The sequence below is a fragment of the Streptomyces sp. JH14 genome (assembly GCF_029428675.1).
Classification (GTDB): domain Bacteria; phylum Actinomycetota; class Actinomycetes; order Streptomycetales; family Streptomycetaceae; genus Streptomyces.
The window spans coordinates 3614153-3633122 of the sequence record NZ_JAJNEL010000001.1; the positions used below are offsets into that span (position 1 = coordinate 3614153).

General features: G+C 70.8%; 15 protein-coding genes. 6 read left to right on the forward strand and 9 right to left on the reverse strand.

Annotated elements, in window-relative coordinates; genetic code table 11:
• Positions 1-32 precede the first annotated feature (32 nt).
• The 4 genes from LRD69_RS16320 to LRD69_RS16335 all read left to right on the forward strand — a co-directional run bounded on the left by LRD69_RS16320 (position 33) and on the right by LRD69_RS16335 (position 5184).
• Positions 33-881, forward strand: coding sequence for an NTP transferase domain-containing protein (locus LRD69_RS16320; protein WP_277327299.1), 849 nt, complete (start codon positions 33-35; stop codon positions 879-881).
• Positions 882-1381: 500 nt separating this feature from the next.
• Positions 1382-3001, forward strand: a complete 1620-nt coding sequence (locus LRD69_RS16325; protein WP_277329755.1) for a molybdopterin molybdotransferase MoeA — start codon at positions 1382-1384, stop codon at positions 2999-3001.
• Positions 2959-4092 (forward strand): potassium channel family protein, encoded by a 1134-nt coding sequence (locus LRD69_RS16330; protein ID WP_277327300.1) that lies wholly within the window; start codon positions 2959-2961, stop codon positions 4090-4092. Before LRD69_RS16325 ends, LRD69_RS16330 begins: the two co-directional genes overlap by 43 nt.
• A 102-nt stretch (positions 4093-4194) precedes the next feature.
• A complete protein-coding gene (locus tag LRD69_RS16335; protein WP_277327301.1) occupies positions 4195-5184 on the forward strand; it encodes an NAD(P)H-quinone oxidoreductase in 990 nt (329 codons plus the stop codon).
• Between the two features lie 206 nt (positions 5185-5390).
• Here the strand turns inward: LRD69_RS16335 and LRD69_RS16340 are convergent, their stop codons facing one another.
• The 6 genes from LRD69_RS16340 to LRD69_RS16365 all read right to left on the reverse strand — a co-directional run bounded on the left by LRD69_RS16340 (position 5391) and on the right by LRD69_RS16365 (position 13208).
• Positions 5391-5933: a bacterial proteasome activator family protein gene (locus LRD69_RS16340; RefSeq protein WP_277327302.1), complete on the reverse strand. Its 543-nt coding sequence runs from the start codon at positions 5931-5933 to the stop codon at positions 5391-5393.
• A 100-nt stretch (positions 5934-6033) separates the two neighbouring features.
• The gene (locus LRD69_RS16345; RefSeq protein WP_277327303.1) at positions 6034-8889 is read right to left on the reverse strand and encodes an FtsX-like permease family protein; all 2856 of its coding nucleotides are present in this window, start codon (positions 8887-8889) and stop codon (positions 6034-6036) included.
• Complete coding sequence (locus LRD69_RS16350; protein ID WP_277327304.1) at positions 8886-9671, reverse strand: ABC transporter ATP-binding protein; 786 nt, start codon at positions 9669-9671, stop codon at positions 8886-8888. The genes LRD69_RS16345 and LRD69_RS16350 overlap by 4 nt, the downstream gene beginning before the upstream one ends.
• A gap of 54 nt (positions 9672-9725) precedes the next feature.
• Positions 9726-10343, reverse strand: coding sequence for a PadR family transcriptional regulator (locus tag LRD69_RS16355; RefSeq protein ID WP_277327305.1), 618 nt, complete (start codon positions 10341-10343; stop codon positions 9726-9728).
• An 81-nt stretch (positions 10344-10424) separates the two neighbouring features.
• Positions 10425-10604 (reverse strand): hypothetical protein, encoded by a 180-nt coding sequence (locus LRD69_RS16360; RefSeq protein WP_277327306.1) that lies wholly within the window; start codon positions 10602-10604, stop codon positions 10425-10427.
• Between the two features lie 966 nt (positions 10605-11570).
• Positions 11571-13208, reverse strand: coding sequence for a protein kinase (locus tag LRD69_RS16365; protein ID WP_277327307.1), 1638 nt, complete (start codon positions 13206-13208; stop codon positions 11571-11573).
• Between the two features lie 304 nt (positions 13209-13512).
• Here LRD69_RS16365 and LRD69_RS16370 point away from each other — a divergent pair, with 304 nt between their 5' ends.
• Positions 13513-15120 (forward strand): protein kinase, encoded by a 1608-nt coding sequence (locus LRD69_RS16370; protein ID WP_277327308.1) that lies wholly within the window; start codon positions 13513-13515, stop codon positions 15118-15120.
• Between the two features lie 37 nt (positions 15121-15157).
• Here the strand turns inward: LRD69_RS16370 and LRD69_RS16375 are convergent, their stop codons facing one another.
• From LRD69_RS16375 to LRD69_RS16385, 3 genes are all read right to left on the reverse strand, one after another.
• Entirely contained in the window at positions 15158-16141 is a 984-nt protein-coding gene (locus LRD69_RS16375) for a phosphotransferase (protein ID WP_277329756.1), read from the reverse strand.
• A gap of 63 nt (positions 16142-16204) precedes the next feature.
• Positions 16205-16645, reverse strand: coding sequence for a pyridoxamine 5'-phosphate oxidase family protein (locus LRD69_RS16380; protein ID WP_277327309.1), 441 nt, complete (start codon positions 16643-16645; stop codon positions 16205-16207).
• Positions 16646-16823: 178 nt separating this feature from the next.
• Positions 16824-17483 carry a response regulator transcription factor gene (locus tag LRD69_RS16385; RefSeq protein ID WP_277327310.1) on the reverse strand — a complete coding sequence of 220 codons (660 nt, stop codon included), beginning with the start codon at positions 17481-17483 and terminating at the stop codon, positions 16824-16826.
• Between the two features lie 338 nt (positions 17484-17821).
• Here LRD69_RS16385 and pdhA point away from each other — a divergent pair, with 338 nt between their 5' ends.
• Positions 17822-18970 (forward strand): pyruvate dehydrogenase (acetyl-transferring) E1 component subunit alpha, encoded by a 1149-nt coding sequence (pdhA, locus tag LRD69_RS16390; protein ID WP_277327311.1) that lies wholly within the window; start codon positions 17822-17824, stop codon positions 18968-18970.

The window sequence follows — 18970 nt, forward strand, 5'->3', positions numbered from 1 at the left end:
CAACGGGGGCGCACGGCACGCATACTCGGGGCATGACCGTGTATGACGCCATCGTTCTTGCCGGAGGCGCCGCCAAGCGCCTCGGCGGTGCCGACAAGCCGGCTGTCCAGGTCGGTGGCCGGGCGCTGCTCGACAGGGTGCTCGGCGCCTGCGCCGATGCCGCCGTCACCGTTGTGGTGGGCGGACGGCGGCCCACGCTGCACGCTGTGACCTGGACGCGCGAAGAGCCGCAGGGCGGGGGGCCGTTGGCGGCGCTGGGCGCCGGGGTGCGGCAGACGACGGCGGAGCACGTGCTCGTGCTCTCCGCGGATCTGCCGTTCCTGGGGCAGAGCACGGTCAAGGCACTGCTGGCGGCGGCCGGGCACGGAGAACGGGACGGGGCCCTGTGCGTCGACGAGGACGGGCGGGACCAGCCGCTCGTCGCCGTCTACCGTGCCGAGCCACTCCGCCGTGAGCTGGCACTTCTTGCCACGGAGCATGGGAGTCTGGCCGGGCTGCCGCTGCGGTTGCTGGCACATGAACTGGACCTCGCCCGCGTCGAGGCGGGTCCCCTCGCCTCGTTCGACTGCGACACCTGGGAAGACATTGCCGCAGCCCGGGCCCGTATCAGAGAGCATGGGACCGTGCTGGACGAATGGATCACCGCAGTCAAGAACGAACTGGGCATCGAGCTCGACGTCGACACCGGCGTGCTGCTCGACCTCGCCCGCGATGCCGCCCATGGTGTCGCCCGGCCCGCCGCGCCCCTGACGACGTTTCTGGTCGGGTACGCGGCGGCGAAGGCGAGCGATGGCGGCGCTGAGGCGGTGGCCGAGGCGGCTCGCAAGGCGACCGCTCTCGCCCTCCGCTGGGCAGACGAGGCCGAGACCGAGAGGCCATGACGGTGCATCAAGACAGGGCCGGTGACGACTCGTCGATTGACGGGGCATCGGGACCGCCGCCGGATTTGCTGCTTCCGCCGGCCCCGGTGAACGGGGCTGCGGGCGCGGCGAGGGCTGAGCCGTCTGCTGCCCGGCCGCTGACTCCCAGGGAGTCTCGCGTGGCCGAGGCGCCCCGGGCTGCGAGGGAGGACCCTCCCGCAGAGGAGGGCCGCGTCGCGGAGCAGACGTGCGCGGCTGAGGAATCCAACGTCGCCGAGGCGGTCGTTGCGGTCGAACAGGTCCGAGTCGCTGACCAGGTCCGTGTAGCTGAGCGGGCCCGCGCGGCGGAGCAGACTCGCCGTGTTGGGGAAGCCCGCCTGGCCGAGGAAGTCGGCATCGCTGAGCAGGACCACGCGGCGGAGACGGCCCGTGGAGCTGAGCAGGCCCGCATCGCGGAGGTGGCTCGTGCTGCCGAACAAGCCCGCGCGGCTGAGCGGACTCGCGGTGTCGAGGAAGCCCGCCTGGCCGAGGAAGTCCGCACCGCTGAGCAGGCGCGCGTCGCGGCGGAAGATCGTGCCGTTGATGAGGCGCTTGCGCTGGTGGGATGCCGGGTTTCGATCGAGCCTCGGTTCTCGGCTCGGCCGCAGCCGCTCGCGGGGGCCACGACGCAGAGCCTCCAGCAGAGCTCCGACCGCAGGGCCGGCCAGGACGCCGACCCGAGCCCCGACTCCAGCCCTGGCCCTGGGCCCGATCCCACCCCCACTCCCACCCCAGGCTCCGGCTCCGACCGACGCTCCGCTCACGGTCCCGGTTGTGGCGCCGCAGCGCGGAACCCCGGTCAGACTCCCGCTCGCGTCCCCCGCCGAGATGCCACCGTCTGGAGCGAGGCCCGTGCCCGTGCTGCGCGGGCCGGTCGCGGAGCCTCTCCCCGTACACAGCGGGTCGCCCTCGACCTGGCCCTCGGGCACGTACTGGCCGAACCCGTGACCGCCCTCACCGATCTGCCGTCCTTCGACACCTCCGCCATGGACGGCTGGGCCGTCGCCGGACCCGGACCGTGGACCGTCCTGGTGGGCGAGGACGGGAGTCCCGGGCTGGGCATTCTCGCTGGGCACAGTGCGCCGGCCGCGCTCCCCGACGGTGATGCCGTACGCATCGCCACGGGCGCCCGCATCCCGGCGAACGCCACCGCCGTGATCCGCTACGAACACGCTCACACGGACGAGGCCAAGAGGCTGCTGTATGCACAGCACCAGGTGGTTCCCGGGCAGGACATCCGGCCGCGCGGCCAGGAGTGCCGGTCCGGTGAACAACTCCTGCCCGCCGGAACGCTGGTGACGCCGGCCGTTCTCGGCCTGTCCGCGGCCGCCGGTTACGACGAGCTGGTGACGGTCCCCCGCCCGCGCGTCGATGTTCTCGTCCTCGGGGACGAACTGCTCACCGCCGGTCTGCCGCACGACGGGCTGATCCGGGATGCCCTGGGTCCCATGATCGGACCCTGGCTGCGGTCCCTGGGCGCCGAGGTTTCCGCCCCACGCCGTCTGGGCGACGACGCGGAGGCTCTGCGGCACGCCCTCACGACCTCCGACGCCGACCTCGTCATCACCACCGGCGGCACCGCCGCGGGCCCGGTCGACCACGTCCATCCCGTTCTCGCCAAGACCGGCGCAGAGCTGTTGGTCGACGGTGTCGCCGTACGCCCCGGCCACCCGATGCTGCTGGCTCGGCTGCCCTCCGGTGGCCCGTATCTCGTCGGGCTGCCCGGCAACCCGCTCGCCGCTGTGTCCGGTCTTCTGACGCTCGCCGAACCTCTCCTGCGCGGCCTGGCCGGCCGTTCACCGGAGGAGACGCACCGGGTCGTCGTGCGCGACGAGGTACACGGCCACCCGCACGACACCCGCTTGGTCCCCGTCGTCCACCGGGTTGCCGCCGGAGGGGGCGCCGGCCGCGCGGCCGGCGGTGGCGACGCAGGGCACGTCGTACCCCTGCACTACAACGGTCCGGCCATGCTCCGCGGGATCGCCGCCGCCGACGGGCTCGCCGTCGTACCGCCGGGCGGGGCGCAATCCGGCGACGAGCTGCAGATCCTCGAACTGCCGTGGGGCTCGGCGACACCGTGGACGGGAGGGTGTTTCACGTGAAACTTCCCGGCCACGATGCGATGGCCAGACGGGTCGACGAGCACCTCGCCCCCACCCGGATCCTGCTCCCGCGCCGTGTCGTCGACCGGCCCATCCGGCAGGTGGTCAAACGGCTGCTGATGGCGCTGCTGGTCCTGGCCGTCACCGTGCTGATCGTCTGGTCCGACCGTTCCGGTTACCACGACGCCGCCGACGGCTCGGTGGACCTGCTGGATGCGGTCTACTACTCGACGGTCACTCTTTCCACCACCGGGTACGGCGACATCACCCCGTACAGCGACGGCGCACGACTGACCAATGTGCTGCTCGTGACACCACTGCGCGTGCTCTTCCTGATCATTCTGGTCGGCACCACCCTGGAGGTCCTGACGGAGCGGACCCGGGAGGACTTCCGGCTGAACCGTTGGAGAACAAACTTGCGTGAGCACACCGTTGTCGTCGGCTTCGGCACCAAGGGCCGCTCGGCCATCCAGACGCTCTGCGCCACCGGTCTGAAGAAGGAACAGATCGTGATCGTCGACCCGGCGACCAAGGTGATCGAGGCCGCCAACGCCGAAGGGTTCGTGGGCGTCGTCGGGGATGCGACACGCAGCGAGGTGCTGCTGCGGGCGGAGCTCCAGAAGGCGCGTCAGATCATCATCGCCACCCAGCGCGACGACACAGCGGTGCTGGTCACGCTGACCGCGCGGCAGCTCAACCGCGGCGCGAAGATCGTCGCGGCAGTGCGCGAGGAGGAGAACGCGCCGCTGCTGCGGCAGTCCGGTGCCGACGCCGTGATCACCAGTGCCAGTGCTGCGGGCCGGCTGCTCGGCCTCTCCGTGCTCAGCCCCAGCGCAGGCACGGTGATGGAGGATCTGATCCAGCAGGGAAGCGGCCTCGATCTCGTCGAGCGACCGGTGATAAAGGCCGAGGTCGGAAAGAGTGTCCGGGAGACCGACGATCTGGTCGTCAGTGTGCTGCGCGGCCACCGGCTGATCGGTTACGACGATCCGTCGGCCAGCCCACTGCAGTTGACGGATCGGCTGATCACCATCGCGCGGGCCTCGGGCGACGCTCAGTCGCTGAACACATCGCACCGGCAAGGCGGGTGACAGCCCGCATGCCCGCCGTTCCCGGAGGGCGAACGCCCGCGACATGTCGTGTGAGCCGGTCGGAGGCTTGCCGCGCCGACGTTACGGAGTAGCCTCGCCGCCATGCATGCGATCACGATCCCCGAACCCGGTGGCCCCGAAGCGCTCGTGTGGGCCGAGGTCCCCGATCCCGTACCCGGCGAGGGCGAGGCCCTCGTCGAGGTCGTGTCCAGCGCCGTCAACCGCGCCGACGTGCTGCAGCGGCAGGGCTTCTACAATCCCCCGCCCGGCGCGTCCCCGTACCCGGGACTGGAGTGCGCGGGCCGGATCGCGGCGATCGGCCCCGGTGTCACCGGCTGGTCGGTCGGCGACGAGGTGTGCGCGCTGCTGGCCGGCGGTGGTTACGCGGAGAAGGTCGCCGTGCCTGCCGGCCAGCTGCTGCCTGTGCCGGACGGCGTCGATATGTCGGTGACCGCGGCGCTGCCCGAAGTGACCGCCACGGTCTGGTCGAACGTCTTCATGGTGGCCCATCTGCGCCCCGGCGAGACGCTGTTGGTGCACGGTGGTTCCAGCGGCATCGGCACCATGGCGATCCAGCTCGCCAAGGCCGTGGGTGCGCGGGTCGCGGTGACCGCGGGCGGCCCCGAGAAGCTGGCGCGCTGCGCGGAGCTCGGTGCGGACATCCTGATCGACTACCGGGAGCAGGACTTCGTCGAGGAGCTGCACAAGGCGACGGACGGGGCGGGCGCGGACGTCATCCTCGACATCGTCGGTGCGAAGTACCTGGACCGGAATGTGCAGGCGCTCGCGGTCAATGGCCGGCTCGCCATCATCGGCCTCCAGGGTGGCATCAAGGGCGAGCTCAACCTGGGCGCCCTGCTGAACAAGCGTGCCGCTGTCACCGCGACATCCCTGCGTGGGCGTCCGCTTGCCGAGAAGGCCGCGATCGTCGCCGCCGTGCGTGAGCATGTGTGGCCGCTGATCAGCAGTGGTGTGGTCCGGCCGATCGTGGACTGCACACTGCCGATGCCGGAGGCCGCGGAGGCGCACCGGGTGCTGGAGGCCAGCAAGCACATCGGCAAGGTTCTCCTGCGCACACCGACGACGGCCTGAGCGGACAGCGGAAGCCGGTGACGCACGGCACCGGGGCGCGGCGCGAAAGCCGACAGAGGGCGCGTAAGGAGCAGAGCTCGACAGAAGGTGCACAACGGACAGAGCGGCAGCAGGGCCCGGCATACAGGAACGTGTGCCGGGCCCTGCTCTTCGTTCGTACGTGGGTGGGTCGGGGTTCAGCAGCTGTACGGAACTCGCCGTACGGCCTAGAGGTACGGCCCCGACCGGATCGCCCCGTGCGGATCCGAGCTGTCGTCGTCGTGACCGCTGCCCGGCGGAAGGGCGCGGCGCATCTGTTCCAACTGCGCCCGGGCCGCCATCTGCTGGGCGAACAGAGCCGTCTGGATGCCGTGGAAGAGGCCCTCCAGCCACCCCACCAACTGGGCCTGCGCAATCCGGAGTTCCGCTTCGGAGGGGACCGATTCCTCGTTGAACGGCAGAGAGAGCCGCTCGAGCTCCTCGACCAGCTCCGGCGCGAGGCCGTCCTCCAGCTCCTTCACGGAGCTTGCGTGGATCTCCTTGAGCCGGACCCGGCTCGCCTCGTCGAGAGGAGCCGCCCTGACCTCTTCCAGGAGCTGCTTGATCATGCTGCCGATGCGCATGACCTTCGCGGGCTGTTCGACCATTTCTGTCACCGGGACCTCACGCGATTCGTCGTCAGTGCCACCGCCGCCGATCGCCATGCCGTCCTGTCCCACTACGAGGACTTGGGGGTGCTCCTGCGACCGTTCATTCCTCGGCATCTCCATGCCGCCCATTGTCTCGCACACGTGCTGCTCAATAGGGTGGTGCCCCCGAAAACGGTTGATCCACCGTTTTCGGGGGCACCGGAACCACCCGGTCGGCCCGTCACCCGGCCCGTCGTGACAGGGTTTGCCGGGAGCGGGTGAACGCCGCGGCGCCCAGCCCGGCCAGCAGCGGTACGACCACGGCCAGCAACCCGATGGTCGCCCAGGGCAGCACGATCGGTGTGTAAGCGGACTCCATCGGCTCCACCCGCATCTGTTTCACGGCCTCACGCAGATCGACGAGCCGGAGCGCCACCGCGGGCACCAGACCGGCCGCCGTGCCGAGCAGGACGCCGGTGAGCGCGACGACCAGGCACTGGAATCCGGAGAGGGTCCGCCGTACGCGTGGGGGTGCGCCCACCGCGCTGAGCGTGGTGAGGTCCGCCTCCGCATCGGCCTTGGCGAGACCGGTCGCGATCGCGGCCGCCCCCAGGGTCACCATGCCCGCGAACAGGGAGAGGACCAGCAGGATCGTGTCCTGCCGCTCGGACGGACCGCGCGACGACTGGAGGTAGATGCCGCCGCCGGCCAGGTCGATCGCTGCCGAGACCCGCTGCTCTTCGCTGGGCGTCGTCTCATGGGCAACCGTGTAGACGGTGCCGTTCACCTCGGTGTGCAGGCCGAGCCGCTTCGCCGTCTGCAGGGGAAGGATCAGGCGGACCCCGGGCGTGGCGGCGTACTGCTCCGGTGCCTGATACACCTTCAGCCGGTCGGTACGGGTCTGGGCCGTGCCCGGGTGCAGCTTGCGGTTCGTCTTGTCGCGCTCGCTGTACCTGTGGACGGCCTTGAGGGTGACCTCGCCGTCCTTCGCGTACGCCGGGTTGAGCAGCACGGGTGTGCCGGCCGCCAGGGCCTTGGCGGCCGCGGGATCCTGGAGTTTCACATAGGTGGAGAGGAAGGCCGCGTCTCCCAGGACGACGCCACCCGCCGAGCCGTTGAACGGGTCGACGTTTATGTACTCGCCCAGACAGGCGGGGGTCCGCATCAGCTTCCTGTGCTCGTCGGCGGAGAGACTCGCGGCGAGTTTCCTGGCGCCCTTGCCGGTGAGCGGGCAGGAGTGGCCCTTGCCGGTGGGCTTGATCAGCTCGACCGAGCCGCAGCTCGCCTCGTCCTCGTAGTAGACATTGCAGTCGCTGCCCGCCCAGACCCGGCCGACGTCGGCGTGTCCACCGGTGACGGCGAGGTTGTGTTCGACGGCGGCCCGGGCGAGGGGGAGCCGGTCGGCCGACTTGTCGCCGGAGGCCATGAGCGCAACCGTGCCGGGGGTGAGCCCCGCCGTGTACTCGTACTCCACCTCTGCCTGGCTGCTGGACATGGAGGTGGCGATCGCCACCGAACCCGCGACGGCGGCCATCACGGCCGCGACCGCCGGAGCCGTACGCCCCCGGTTGCGGGCCGCGTCACGCAACGCCATCCGTGGCGAGAGCGGGAGCCTGCGGCCGAGCCGCCCGAGGAGGCCGACGATCACCGGGATGCAGCCGAGCAGTCCGAGCTCGGCGACGACCGAACCGCCGGCGACCAGCGTCGAGTTGCCGCTGGTACCGCCGCGGACCGCGACGGCCGCACCGATCAGCAGGGTGACGAAGCCCAGCACCGGGAGTACCCGGGAGCTGTGACGGATGCCGCGACGGCCGCTGAGCGACTCCAGCACGGACTGCCGGCTCGCCACGATCGCGGGTACGAGCGCTGCCAGCAGACCGGTGACCAGACCGATCACGGCAATGATCAGCAGCTCCGACGGGCGCACGGACAGTGATCCGAAGCGGTATCCGGCCCAGTTCTCGATCACCGGGCGGAACACCACGGTGAGCAGGAGTCCCGCCGCGACACCGGCCACGGCCCCGACACCGCCGAGGACCAGCCCGCCGGAGAGCACCACGGCCCGGACATGGCGCCGGTCGCCACCGCACGTACCGACGAGGCCGAGCTGACGGCGGGAGCGCCGGGCGCCGACCGCGAAGGCGGGTCCGGCGAGCAGCACGATCTCCAGGACGGCCATGGCGACGACGGTGATCAGTGCCGCGCTCAGCTCCTCGGAACCGCTGTACGAGTTGCCGCTCATGGTCCGGGCCATCGGGACCTCGGAGTCCGGCGGCGGGTCGAGGACGACCTGCCGGGACACGACGAGGGCACCGCGTGCATTGGCGGCGAGCACGTCGGACCAGCTCACGCCAGCCCCCTCGGCGCCCTTGACCAGCCACTTCTTGGAGTCGACGTTCGGCGGCAGCACCTTCTTGTCGTGCCGGGCGGTGTTCGTCCACGGGGCGATGACCGCCCCCGGATCGGCGTACAGGGCTTCGGACTTGAGGTCGTCGGGCCGCTCGACGACACCGGTGATGGTGTACGTGCGCTCGGCGCCGCGCAGGGTGGTGCGCGAGCCGACGTGCAGCCCCGACTTCGTCAGGAACGGCTCGGTGGCGGCCATTTCACGCTCGCCGTGCGGAAGTCTGCCCCGCACGAGGTCGACCTTGCCGCGTGCCATCGGGTCCGACGTACGGAACTCGACGATCTCGGTGGTGGTGATGCCGTACTCGGTGGTGACGCTTGCCGGGACGGACTGGATGCTTGTCGCGTGCGCGCCCCCGGGGAGTGCGGACCGGATGTCGATCGGCGGTACGGGTTCGCCGCCCGGCTGGGTGCTGTCCGGCGACGCCAGGTCGTACGACTGCCCGTCGGGCATCTGCTGGATCGGGCCCCCCATCCCCGGATCGCTGTACAGCGCGTCCGCGGAGCCCATCGCGGCCGTCAGCTTCTCGGCCTGGGTCGGCTCCACGCTGCGGTACGTCACATCGGCGGCCGTCACCCCGAGCACCGGCAGCGCGATCATCGCGACGACCAGTGCGCTGCGGCCCTTGGCTCGCATCGCGTCGCGCCGGGCGATCCTGAGGGCGGCACGCCAGCCCGTGAACACGCTCACTTGGCGCCCTCGGCGGCGAGCAGCGAGTCGGCGCCGGTGGCCAGCGTCTGGTCGACGATCGAGCCGTCGCGGAGGAACACGACCCGGTCCGCCCAGGCGGCGTACCGCGGCTCGTGCGTCACCATCACCCCGGCTGCACCCTGGTCGCACCGGTTGCGCAGCAGTGCGAGGACGGTCTCACCGGTCTCGGAGTCGAGCGCCCCGGTCGGTTCGTCGGCGAGCACCAGACGCCGGTCCCCCACCAGCGCGCGGGCGATCGCGACCCGCTGCTGCTGGCCGCCGGACATCTCGTCGGGGAACCGGTCGGCGATCTGCAGGAGGTTCATCTCCTCCAGCGCGGCACGCGCCTCCTTGCGTGCCTTGCGCACGGAGACGCCGTCGAGCTCACGCGGCAGGGCGATGTTCTCGGCGGCGGTCAGCGCCGGGATCAGGTTGTAGTCCTGGAAGACATAACCCACGCTGCGTCGGCGCAGGGCCGCGACGCCCTTGCGGCCGAGGGCGGAGATGTCCTGCCCCTCGATGATCACCTGGCCGCCGGTCGCGGTGTCGAGACCGCCGGCCAGGGTGAGCAGGGTGGACTTGCCGGAACCGGACGGACCCATCACGGCGACGAGTTCACCGGTGTGCACCGAGAGATTGATGCCGCGCAGGGCGTGCACCTCGGCGATGCCGGTGCCGTGGGTACGTGTGAGGCTGCGGAGTTCGAGCACGGGAGCGTCGACCGACAGGGGCGTGGCGGACCGCTGGGACGACGGGGATGCGGACGGGTCGTGCGAGGACATGGTGAGGTTCCCCCCTTGGGAATGGTCTGTGGTCGAGACGGCGCACGCGGACGGTCAGCGCCGGGTACGCGGCCGGGCAGGCGTGCGAGCCGGGGTGCGGCCGGTCGTGTGCGCCTCAGGTTCCGGATCCGTGACGGAGGCTTCGGCGAGGCGGACCAGCCGCGCCTCGCAGTGGTCCAGCCAGCGGGCCTCGGCCTCGGCCTGGAAGATCAGCTGTTCCACCACGAGCAGCCAGGCCACCTCGTCGCGGTTGCCCGGGACATCGGCCAGGGCCTGTGCCTTCAGCCGGGTGTAGTCCTGCATCGCCTTCACGGTGTGGTGGCGCTGGGACTGGATGACGGCCCGGATGTCGACGCCGGGTGCGCCGACGGCCATGGCGAGCTTGATCGCCAGCTCGTCTCGCGGTGGGCTGCTGCGGTCGACGGGTGTCTCGAACCAGTTCCGCAGTTCGGTGCGGCCGTCGTCGGTGATCGAGTAGAGGGCGTGGCCCTGGTCGTCCTCACCGTCCTGGACCACCATGCCGTCGCGCTCCAGCCTGCTGAGCGTCGTGTACACCTGGCCGACGTTCAGGGGCCAGGTGGAGCCGGTGCGTGATTCGAATTCGGTGCGGAGCTGGGAGCCGTAACGCGGCCCGCGCTCCAGGAGGGCAAGGAGCCCATGGCGGATCGACATACTCAGTATGTATACCGAGTATGCTGCCCGAGGCAAGCCCCTTTCGTACCACTGATGTATCTGCTGCTCTCCTGTAACAGCTCAGTTCGTACGCCGGATCCGGAGTCCGAGGAAGCCCAGCCCCAGTCCGACCAGGGCTATGCCGATGCCCAGTGACACCTGCTGCATCTGGTGGGCGCCGGGCCGGTCGAGGGCCCGCGGTGCCGCCCGGCCCGACTTCGGGGAGTCGTCGGACCCCGTCGTCGATCTGGGCACTGCCATGGGGGCTGCCGACGGGGCCGCCGAGGGGGGTGGCTGGTCGAACTGGCCGAGAAAGTCGTCCCGGTGCGTGAGCTCCCAGGGCGAGAACGGCCGCCCGGGCCGCAGCCGCCCCTCCGCGTCCTGGCGTCCGGCGAGCAGAGGCGGTGCATCGGGCCGGGCGGACGACCCGGCGGGCGAGCCGCCGGAATCGGAACGGGGGCCGGAAGGGGGCTGCAGGGCCGGGCCGGAGGGAGCGTCCGCGGAGCTGCCGGCCGCGGCCTTGTCCGCCTGGGTGTTGCCGGCCTGGGCGCTGTGGTCCGTGGAGGCATCGGCCGGGGCGTTGCCGTCCTCCGCCGGGCGGGCGCCTGCGGAGCTGTCGGCCGGGCCGCTGTCGCCGATGGAGTGGTTGTTCCCGGGGTGGTTGCCCCCGGCGCTGTCTCCCGGAGTGCTGCCGGACGGGGCCGAGGGCGCCGGACGTGCCGGAGGTCCTGGAAGTTCTGGTGAGGATTCGGCCGAAGGAGGGAGGGACGGTTTGCCCGAGGGGGCGGCGGACGGCCCGGTGGGCGGGGCGCCGGCGGGGGGACCCGCGAGCTCTTCCGGTGCTGCGGGAGGGACGGAGGGGGGATCCGCGGGTATGTCCGGACCCGTCGGAGAGGCGGAGAGGGGATCCGCGTCGGATATGTCCGGTGCGGCGGGCGGCGCGGCCGGCGAAGCGCTGACCGGCTCCCGCGTCCGCCCCGGCGTGCCGCCGGGTTCGCGCTGGTCCGCATGCGCCCGACCCTGTACCGGCCCCAGCGCCACCCCTATCGCTATCGCCAGACAGGCCAGGCACCTCGAAGACCGTGGAGGGAGGAGTCCTGAAGCCATGAGGTCAGCGTCACATGTGCCGATATGTCCGGCATCCGGGGTGATCGGGATGCACTACGGCCCGGCACACCTCCCGCGTGCCGGGCCGTCACTTCCCCAGGTGCGGTGCTGCCGCTTCGCTCAGGCCGGGTCGCCTGTGGAGATGCGCAGCTCGAAGTGGGCGCCCTTCTCGGGGACGGCGGTACCCGAAGAGGGGAACTGGTCGATGACCTGGTCCTCGGCGTAGGCGTTCCCGGGGACCGGGATCGTTTTGATCGTCCAGCCCGCGGCCAGCGCGCATTCCTTCGCGGAGAGGATGTCCTTGTACAGGAAGCTCGGTGCGTCGACCTTGTTCGGGTCGTCGCTGTCCTCCACGGCGTCCGTGCAGTCCTCGGTCTTCATCGTCCGGTTCCGCTCCGGATCCTTGTGCTCGCCCGCCACCGGTGAGCTGGTCGGGTCGCCGCCCGTTCCCGAGCCCGGGTCGTCCTTCAGGGAAAGGACCGTGATCAGGCCGCCGATCGCGATCAGCGCGACCACGATCGAGCCCACGATCACCGGCATGTTCCGCTTGCTGCCGCCGCTGCCGGGACCACCGCCGCCCACCGGCTGCGGAGTGACGGTGTACGGCGCCGGTGCCTGGTGCTGCATCGGCGCCGGGGTCCGGTACGCCGGATTCGCCTGCGGGTAGCCGTACGAAGGTGCCGGGGTCGGGGTCGGGGTCGGGGGACCGTACGGGCCGGGCTGCTGCTGGTACTGCTGCGGCTGGTACGGCATCTGCACGCCGTGCGCCGGGGGTGTGGACTGGTCGACCGGCGGGAAGACCGCCGAGCCGACGCCCGAACCGCTGCCGGTGGGTGCACCGCTGATGATCACAGGGGCGCCCGTCTGCCCGCCCGCGTTCAGCACGCGTGTGATCTCGTCCTGCATCGCGGCAGCACTGGGGAAGCGCTCGTTCGGATTCTTCTTCAGCGCCCGGGCAACGAGCGCGTCCATCGCCGGGGTGATCGAGCGGTTGATGGAGGACGGCGCGACCGGCTCCTCCTGGACGTGCGCATACGCGATCGCCAGCGGCGAGTCCGCGTCGAACGGGATCCGCCCGGTCAGCAGCTGGAACAGCATGATGCCGACCGAGTAGAGGTCGGAGCGCGCGTCCACGCCACGGCCCAGCGCCTGTTCGGGGGAGAGGTACTGGGGGGTGCCGACGACCATGCCGGTCTGCGTCATCGAGGTGACACCCGACTGCATGGCACGGGCGATGCCGAAGTCCATGACCTTCACGACACCGCGCTTGGTCACCATCACGTTGCCCGGTTTGATGTCGCGGTGGACCAGGCCCATTTCGTGGCTGGTGTCCAGCGCGGCCAGCACGTCGCCTGTGACCTTGAGCGCCTTCGCGGCCGGCATCGCGCCATAGGCGCGGATGTCTGCCTGGAGTACGGAGCCGAGCGGCTCCCCTTCCACGTACTCCATGACGATGTACGGCATCAGCGCGCCGCCGAGCTCGTCCTCGCCGGTGTCGAAGACCGAAACGATGTTGGTGTGCTGCAACTTGGCAACGGCCTGTGCCTCGCGCCGGAACCGCTCACGGAAGGACTGCTCGCGCCCCAGCTCCGTGTGCAGGGTCTTGATCGCCACCTGGCGATCGAGCGCGGAGTCGTACGCCAGATATACGGACGCCATCCCGCCTTCGCCGAGCAGGTCGCGAAGCTGGTACCGGCCGCCGGCGACCGAACCGCCCGCATACCGCCCCTGGGCGCCGTGTGCGCCGTCCTGGCTCATGACTTGCTTCCCCCTAGGCGCGCGTCTCGCGCGAAGATCCCTATATACGCGCCAAGTCTGCCCGAGGGGTACGACACGTCAAGCCGGGTGCCCGTTCCGTGACCCTACGCACAGGAAGAGTCTCGGAAGCGTTACAGGACGGGCATGGAATTTGCGTGCGTGGCGCGGCAGCCGGTTGGATGGCCCGTCCCTCTCGAGAACGGGGCGTCCGGCGGAGGCTGTAGCGTGACGTGGCAATGCAGCAAGGCATGCAAGACACCGTGAGAACCCGCGGACGCGCGGACAGATACGACGGCGAGGACTGATGGCACCCGAACCCGAAGCAAACGGCGGCGGAGTTTCGGATGCGGCCGACTCCTGGGGCATAGGCGGTGTCGTCGGTGACGGGCGTTACCGGATGACGCACCGCCTCGGCCGTGGTGGCATGGCCGAGGTGTTCGCGGCCGAGGACGTCCGGCTCGGACGCACGGTCGCGGTGAAGCTGCTCCGCTCCGATCTTGCCGAGGATCCGGTCTCCAAGGCCCGGTTCACGCGTGAGGCGCAGTCCGTCGCGGGCCTCAACCACCATGCGATCGTCGCCGTGTACGACTCCGGCGAGGACGTCGTGGGCGGCCAGACCGTCCCGTACATCGTGATGGAGCTCGTCGAGGGCCGCACCATCCGTGATCTGCTGCTCAACGCCGAGGCCCCGCCGCCCGAGCAGGCGCTGATCATCGTCTCGGGCGTGCTGGAGGCCCTCGCGTACTCGCACCAGCACGGCATCGTGCACCGCGACATCAAGCCGGCGAACGTGATCATCACGCACTCCGGCGCGGTCAAGGTGATGGACTTCGGCATCGCCCGCGCCCTGCACGGGGCGCAGTCGACGATGACCCAGACCGGCATGGTCATGGGCACGCCGCAGTACCTCTCCCCCGAGCAGGCGCTCGGCAAGGCCGTCGACCACCGCTCCGACCTGTACGCCACCGGCTGTCTGCTGTACGAACTCCTCGCGCTGCGGCCCCCGTTCACGGGTGAGACGCCGCTCTCCGTCGTGTACCAGCACGTCCAGGACATCCCGGTGCCGCCGTCCGACGTCTCGGGTGCGGTGCCACCGGAGCTGGACGGGCTCGTCATGCGGTCGCTCGCGAAGGACCCGGACGACCGGTTCCAGAGCGCCGAGGAGATGCGCGGGCTGGTCCAGTACAGCCTGCAGATGCTGCAGGTGCAGGGCGGCCACACGGGCACGTGGAACACCGGCCCGGTCACCGTGCACCAGGGCGGTCACGTCCCCGCCATGGGCATGGCGGGCGGCACGATGGCGATGGGGCAGCCGCATTACGGGGACACCTCACAGGGCCCGATCCTGCCGCCGATGAACCCGGACGACGGCGGATACGAGGGCGGGCACGGCGCTGGTGGCGGCCGCGGCAAGATCTGGCTGTTCGTCGTCCTCGCGCTGATCGCGATCGGGGCGGGTGTCGCCATCGCGGTCAACGCGGCGAACGGCAACGGCACCCACCACGAGCCTCCCCCGGCCACGCACTCCAGCTCTCCGGCCCCGACGAAGAGTTCGGAGGCGCCCAGCGAGGAGGACACGGCGGTGGTCCCGCCGCAGGACGACTCCACCGGCGGCGATGAGCAGTCGAACTGGCCGCCGGCATCCGCCTCGCCGAGCACCACGCCCAGCACACCGTCCGAGACCCCGTCCGACACGGCCACCTCACCGGACACCGGTGAGACCGACGGCGGCACGGCGACCGACGGCGGCACGGGCACGGACGGCGGCACGGGTACGGACGGCGGCACGGGTACGGACGGCGGCACAGGCACCGACGGGGGCACGAGCACCGACGGGGGCACGCTCACCGATGGCGGGACCACCACCGGTGCCAACGGCAACCCGGCGACCGCGGGGGGCACCACCCCCTGATCCCCGGGACCGTGCGGGCCGGGGACCCGCGAGGCCCTCACTCCGTGAAGGCCTCGCGCACCGCCTCGTACTCCCGCGTCCACCAGACCGCCAGGGCCGACACCGCAGGAAACTGCGGGTCGGCCCTTCCGTCGTGCAGGCGGTAGCGCCAGCGCAGTATCCAGAAGTCGTTGAGCCGCTCCCACCACACCCGGTGCACCGCGGCGGCGAGTTCGGCGGCGCCCGCGCCGGTCGCCCCCCGGTAGGCCCGTGCGTACGCCCGTACCTTGTCCAGCTCCAGCTTTCCGGCGGGCTGTACGAAGAAGATCGCCGCGGCCCGTACGGCCTCCTCGGCGCGCGGCTGCACCCCCAGCCGGTCCCAGTCGATGATCGCCACCGGATTCGCCCCCCGGTACAGCACGTTCAGCGGGTGGAAGTCGCCGTGCACCCAACCGGTCGCCGGGACGTCGGGGGCGGGCGGCCGGCGGTCGGCGTACTGCTCCAGGAGGGCGCGCCGCTCGACGAGACGGTGCTCGGCCAGCTCGTCGAAGGAGTCCCGGGGCCGCCGTCCGCGCGCTGCGTCGAGCAGATCGTCGATCAGGGCGAACGTGTCGGCGGCGTCCGGGCTCGCAGGTCCGCGCCCCTGGGCGGCCCCAGTCTCCATGACCTGCGCAAGGCCGGTGTGTACGGCTCCGAGGAGCGCCCCGAGCCGCTGCGACTGGGCGGTGGTCAGCTGGGCGCCCACCCGGTGCAGTCCGTCCACCCACGGGTGCAGGGCATAGCACCGGCCGCCGATCTCGGTGACCGTGCCGCCCTCCGTGTCCTCGACGGGCGGCGCGACCGGCACTCCGAGCGACTGCAGCCGCTGGGTGGCGCGGTGCTGGCGGACGATGGTCGCGCGGTCGCCGGTGGAGTCGTCGAGGTGATGCTTGAGGAAGTACGAGCCGCGGGTGGTGGACACGCGGTAGCCGTGGTTGAGCAGGCCCTGGGTGACGGGGCTGCAGGTGAGGGGCTCACCCGCGTCCGGGTAGCGCTGCAGCACCTCGATGACCGGCGGTACGGGTGGGAGGGCTACAGATGAGCGCGGCACTCACCAAATGGTAGATCACGCTGTGTGGTGACTCGGCTGACTTGCGTGACGGCTCAGAGTGTGCGTAGTGACGAAGTGCGGGGCGAGCCGGAGATAGACCGGCTCGAACGGCTCGCCGTCGACCTGGAGCGGTGTCGCACCGAAGCGCGCGCGATGCTCCTCGGTCGGATGTACGACCTCGGCGGGACCGGTGAGCTGCACCGACCACAGATCGCCGCCGCCCGCGTCCCCGGTGTCCGCCGTGTTGAAGTTGTCCACCGCGTACGCGACGACGCTGCCGTCGCACGACTCCTTCCGGCCGAGCGCGTTGTGCATCCTCAGGACCACGTGCCCGTCGATCACGAGATGGCGGGCCACCGCCAGAAACGGAAGGGCCCGACGGGTCGTCGCCAGCCGGCCGTACCGCACCCGCCCGAGCAGCTCGATCGCCCCCGGCTCCATCGGTGGGGGTTCCATCGCCGGGGGTGCTGGTGCTGGTGCTGGTGGTTCCGTCGTCCGGGGTTCCGCAGAGGGCATGCGTCCACTCTCCGTCACGGTGGTGGACCCAGAAAGAGGCCGCAGCCCCGGGTCGCCCGGGACCAAGGTCCCGAAACGTCCGCGGCGACCGCGGCCCGGTGCCGCGCGCCGCGTCGGCTCAGCGCCGCTCGGCCTCCAGCCGCGCCACATAGGCGGCCGCCTGCGAGCGTCGCTCCATGCCCAGCTTGGACAGCAGGCTGGAGACATAGTTCTTGATCGTCTTCTCGGCGAGGTGCAGCCGCTCGCCGATCACCCGGTTCGTCAGCCCCTCGCCGATCAGGTCGAGGATCCGGCGCTCCTGGTCGGTGAGGGAGGACAGCTTGTCGTCGCTCCGGCTCTTCTTGCCCTCGCGCAGCCGTTCCAGCACGCGCGCGGTGGCCACGGGATCCAGCAGCGACTTTCCGGCCGCCACGTCCCGTACTGCCGTGAGCAGCTCATTGCCGCGGATCGCCTTCAGCACATATCCCGACGCGCCCGCCATGATCGCGTCGAAGAGGGCCTCGTCATCGGCGTACGACGTCAGCATCAGGCATTTGATGCTGTCGTCCTTGGAGCGGATCTCCCGGCAGACCTCCACCCCGCTGCCGTCCGGCAGCCGCACGTCGAGCACCGCCACATCGGGCCGGGTGGCGAGGATGCGGACCAGCGCGTCCGCCGCCGTGCCGGCCTCGCCGACGACTTCGATGTCCTGCTCGCACGAGAGCAATTCATGGACGCCCCGTCGGACGACCTCGTGGTCATCCAGTAGAAAAACGGTGATTTTTCCTTCTTCGCGCACAAATGCAGTCTCACACACTCCCCTCTTCCCTGCCGCTGAACGGCGGGATAACGTGCCGTTGTTCCGGCGGCCTGCAAGGCTGTTACCAGTGCTGTGACCAGCGAAAGTTCCCGACTTTTTCGATTTACTTGGAAATCCAAGCAAAATCGCAGGTCAGACAGGGTTTCGTAGTTGTGGGGCGCACTGGGTAACGTGCCTTTGGCAGGACGCTCGCCGGGGCACCTGTCACGCCTGTTCCCGGCCGAGCGGCACCCACCCCGTGCACGGGTACGGACACAGGCGAGCCGCACTGGTCTCCCGGCAGACCCCGGGGGCCGGACCGACGGAGGAGCACGCACGTGACCGTGGAGAGCACTGCCGCGCGCAAACCGCGACGCAGCAGCAAGCGGACCAGCGCCGCGAGGACGCCACAGAGTTCGGAGCCCGAGCTCGTACAACTGCTGACGCCCGAGGGCGAGCGGGTGGAGCACCCGGACTACACGATCGACCTGACCGCGGACGAGCTGCGCGGTCTGTACCGGGACATGGTCCTGACCCGGCGCTTCGACGCCGAGGCCACCGCGCTGCAGCGTCAGGGCGAGCTGGGCCTGTGGGCGTCGCTGCTGGGCCAGGAGGCCGCCCAGATCGGCTCCGGCCGGGCGCTGCGCGACGACGACTATGTCTTCCCGACCTACCGTGAGCACGGGGTCGCCTGGTGCCGCGGGGTCGACCCGACCAACCTGCTCGGGATGTTCCGCGGTGTGAACCACGGCGGCTGGGACCCGAACACCAACAACTTCCACCTGTACACGATCGTCATCGGCTCGCAGACCCTGCACGCCACCGGCTATGCCATGGGCGTCGCCAAGGACGGCGCGGACTCGGCCGTGATCGCGTACTTCGGTGACGGCGCCTCCAGCCAGGGTGACGTGGCCGAGTCGTTCACCTTCTCCGCGGTCTACAACGCGCCCGTGGTGTTCTTCTGCCAGAACAACCAGTGGGCGATCTCCGAGCCGACCGAGAAGCAGACCCGGGTGCCGCTCTACCAGCGCGCCCAGGGCTTCGGCTTCCCCGGTGTCCGGGTCGACGGCAACGACGTCCTCGCGTGCCTGGCCGTCACCAAGTCGGCGCTCGAGCGGGCCCGCCGGGGCGAGGGTCCCACCCTCGTCGAGGCGTTCACCTACCGGATGGGCGCGCACACCACCTCCGACGACCCGACGAAGTACCGGGCGGACGAGGAGCGTGCCTCCTGGGAGGCCAAGGACCCGATCCTGCGGCTGCGTACGTACCTGGAGAAGCAGGAGCTCGCCGACGAGGCGTTCTTCGCCGCGCTGGAGGCCGAGAGCGAGGCTCTCGGCAAGCGGGTCCGGGAAGCGGTGCGGGCCATGCCCGACCCGGACCGGATGGCGATCTTCGACCACGCCTACGCCGACGGGAACCCGCTCGTCGACGAGGAGCGTGCCCAGTTCGCCGCCTACCAGGCTTCGTTCGCCGAGGAGGGCAACTAG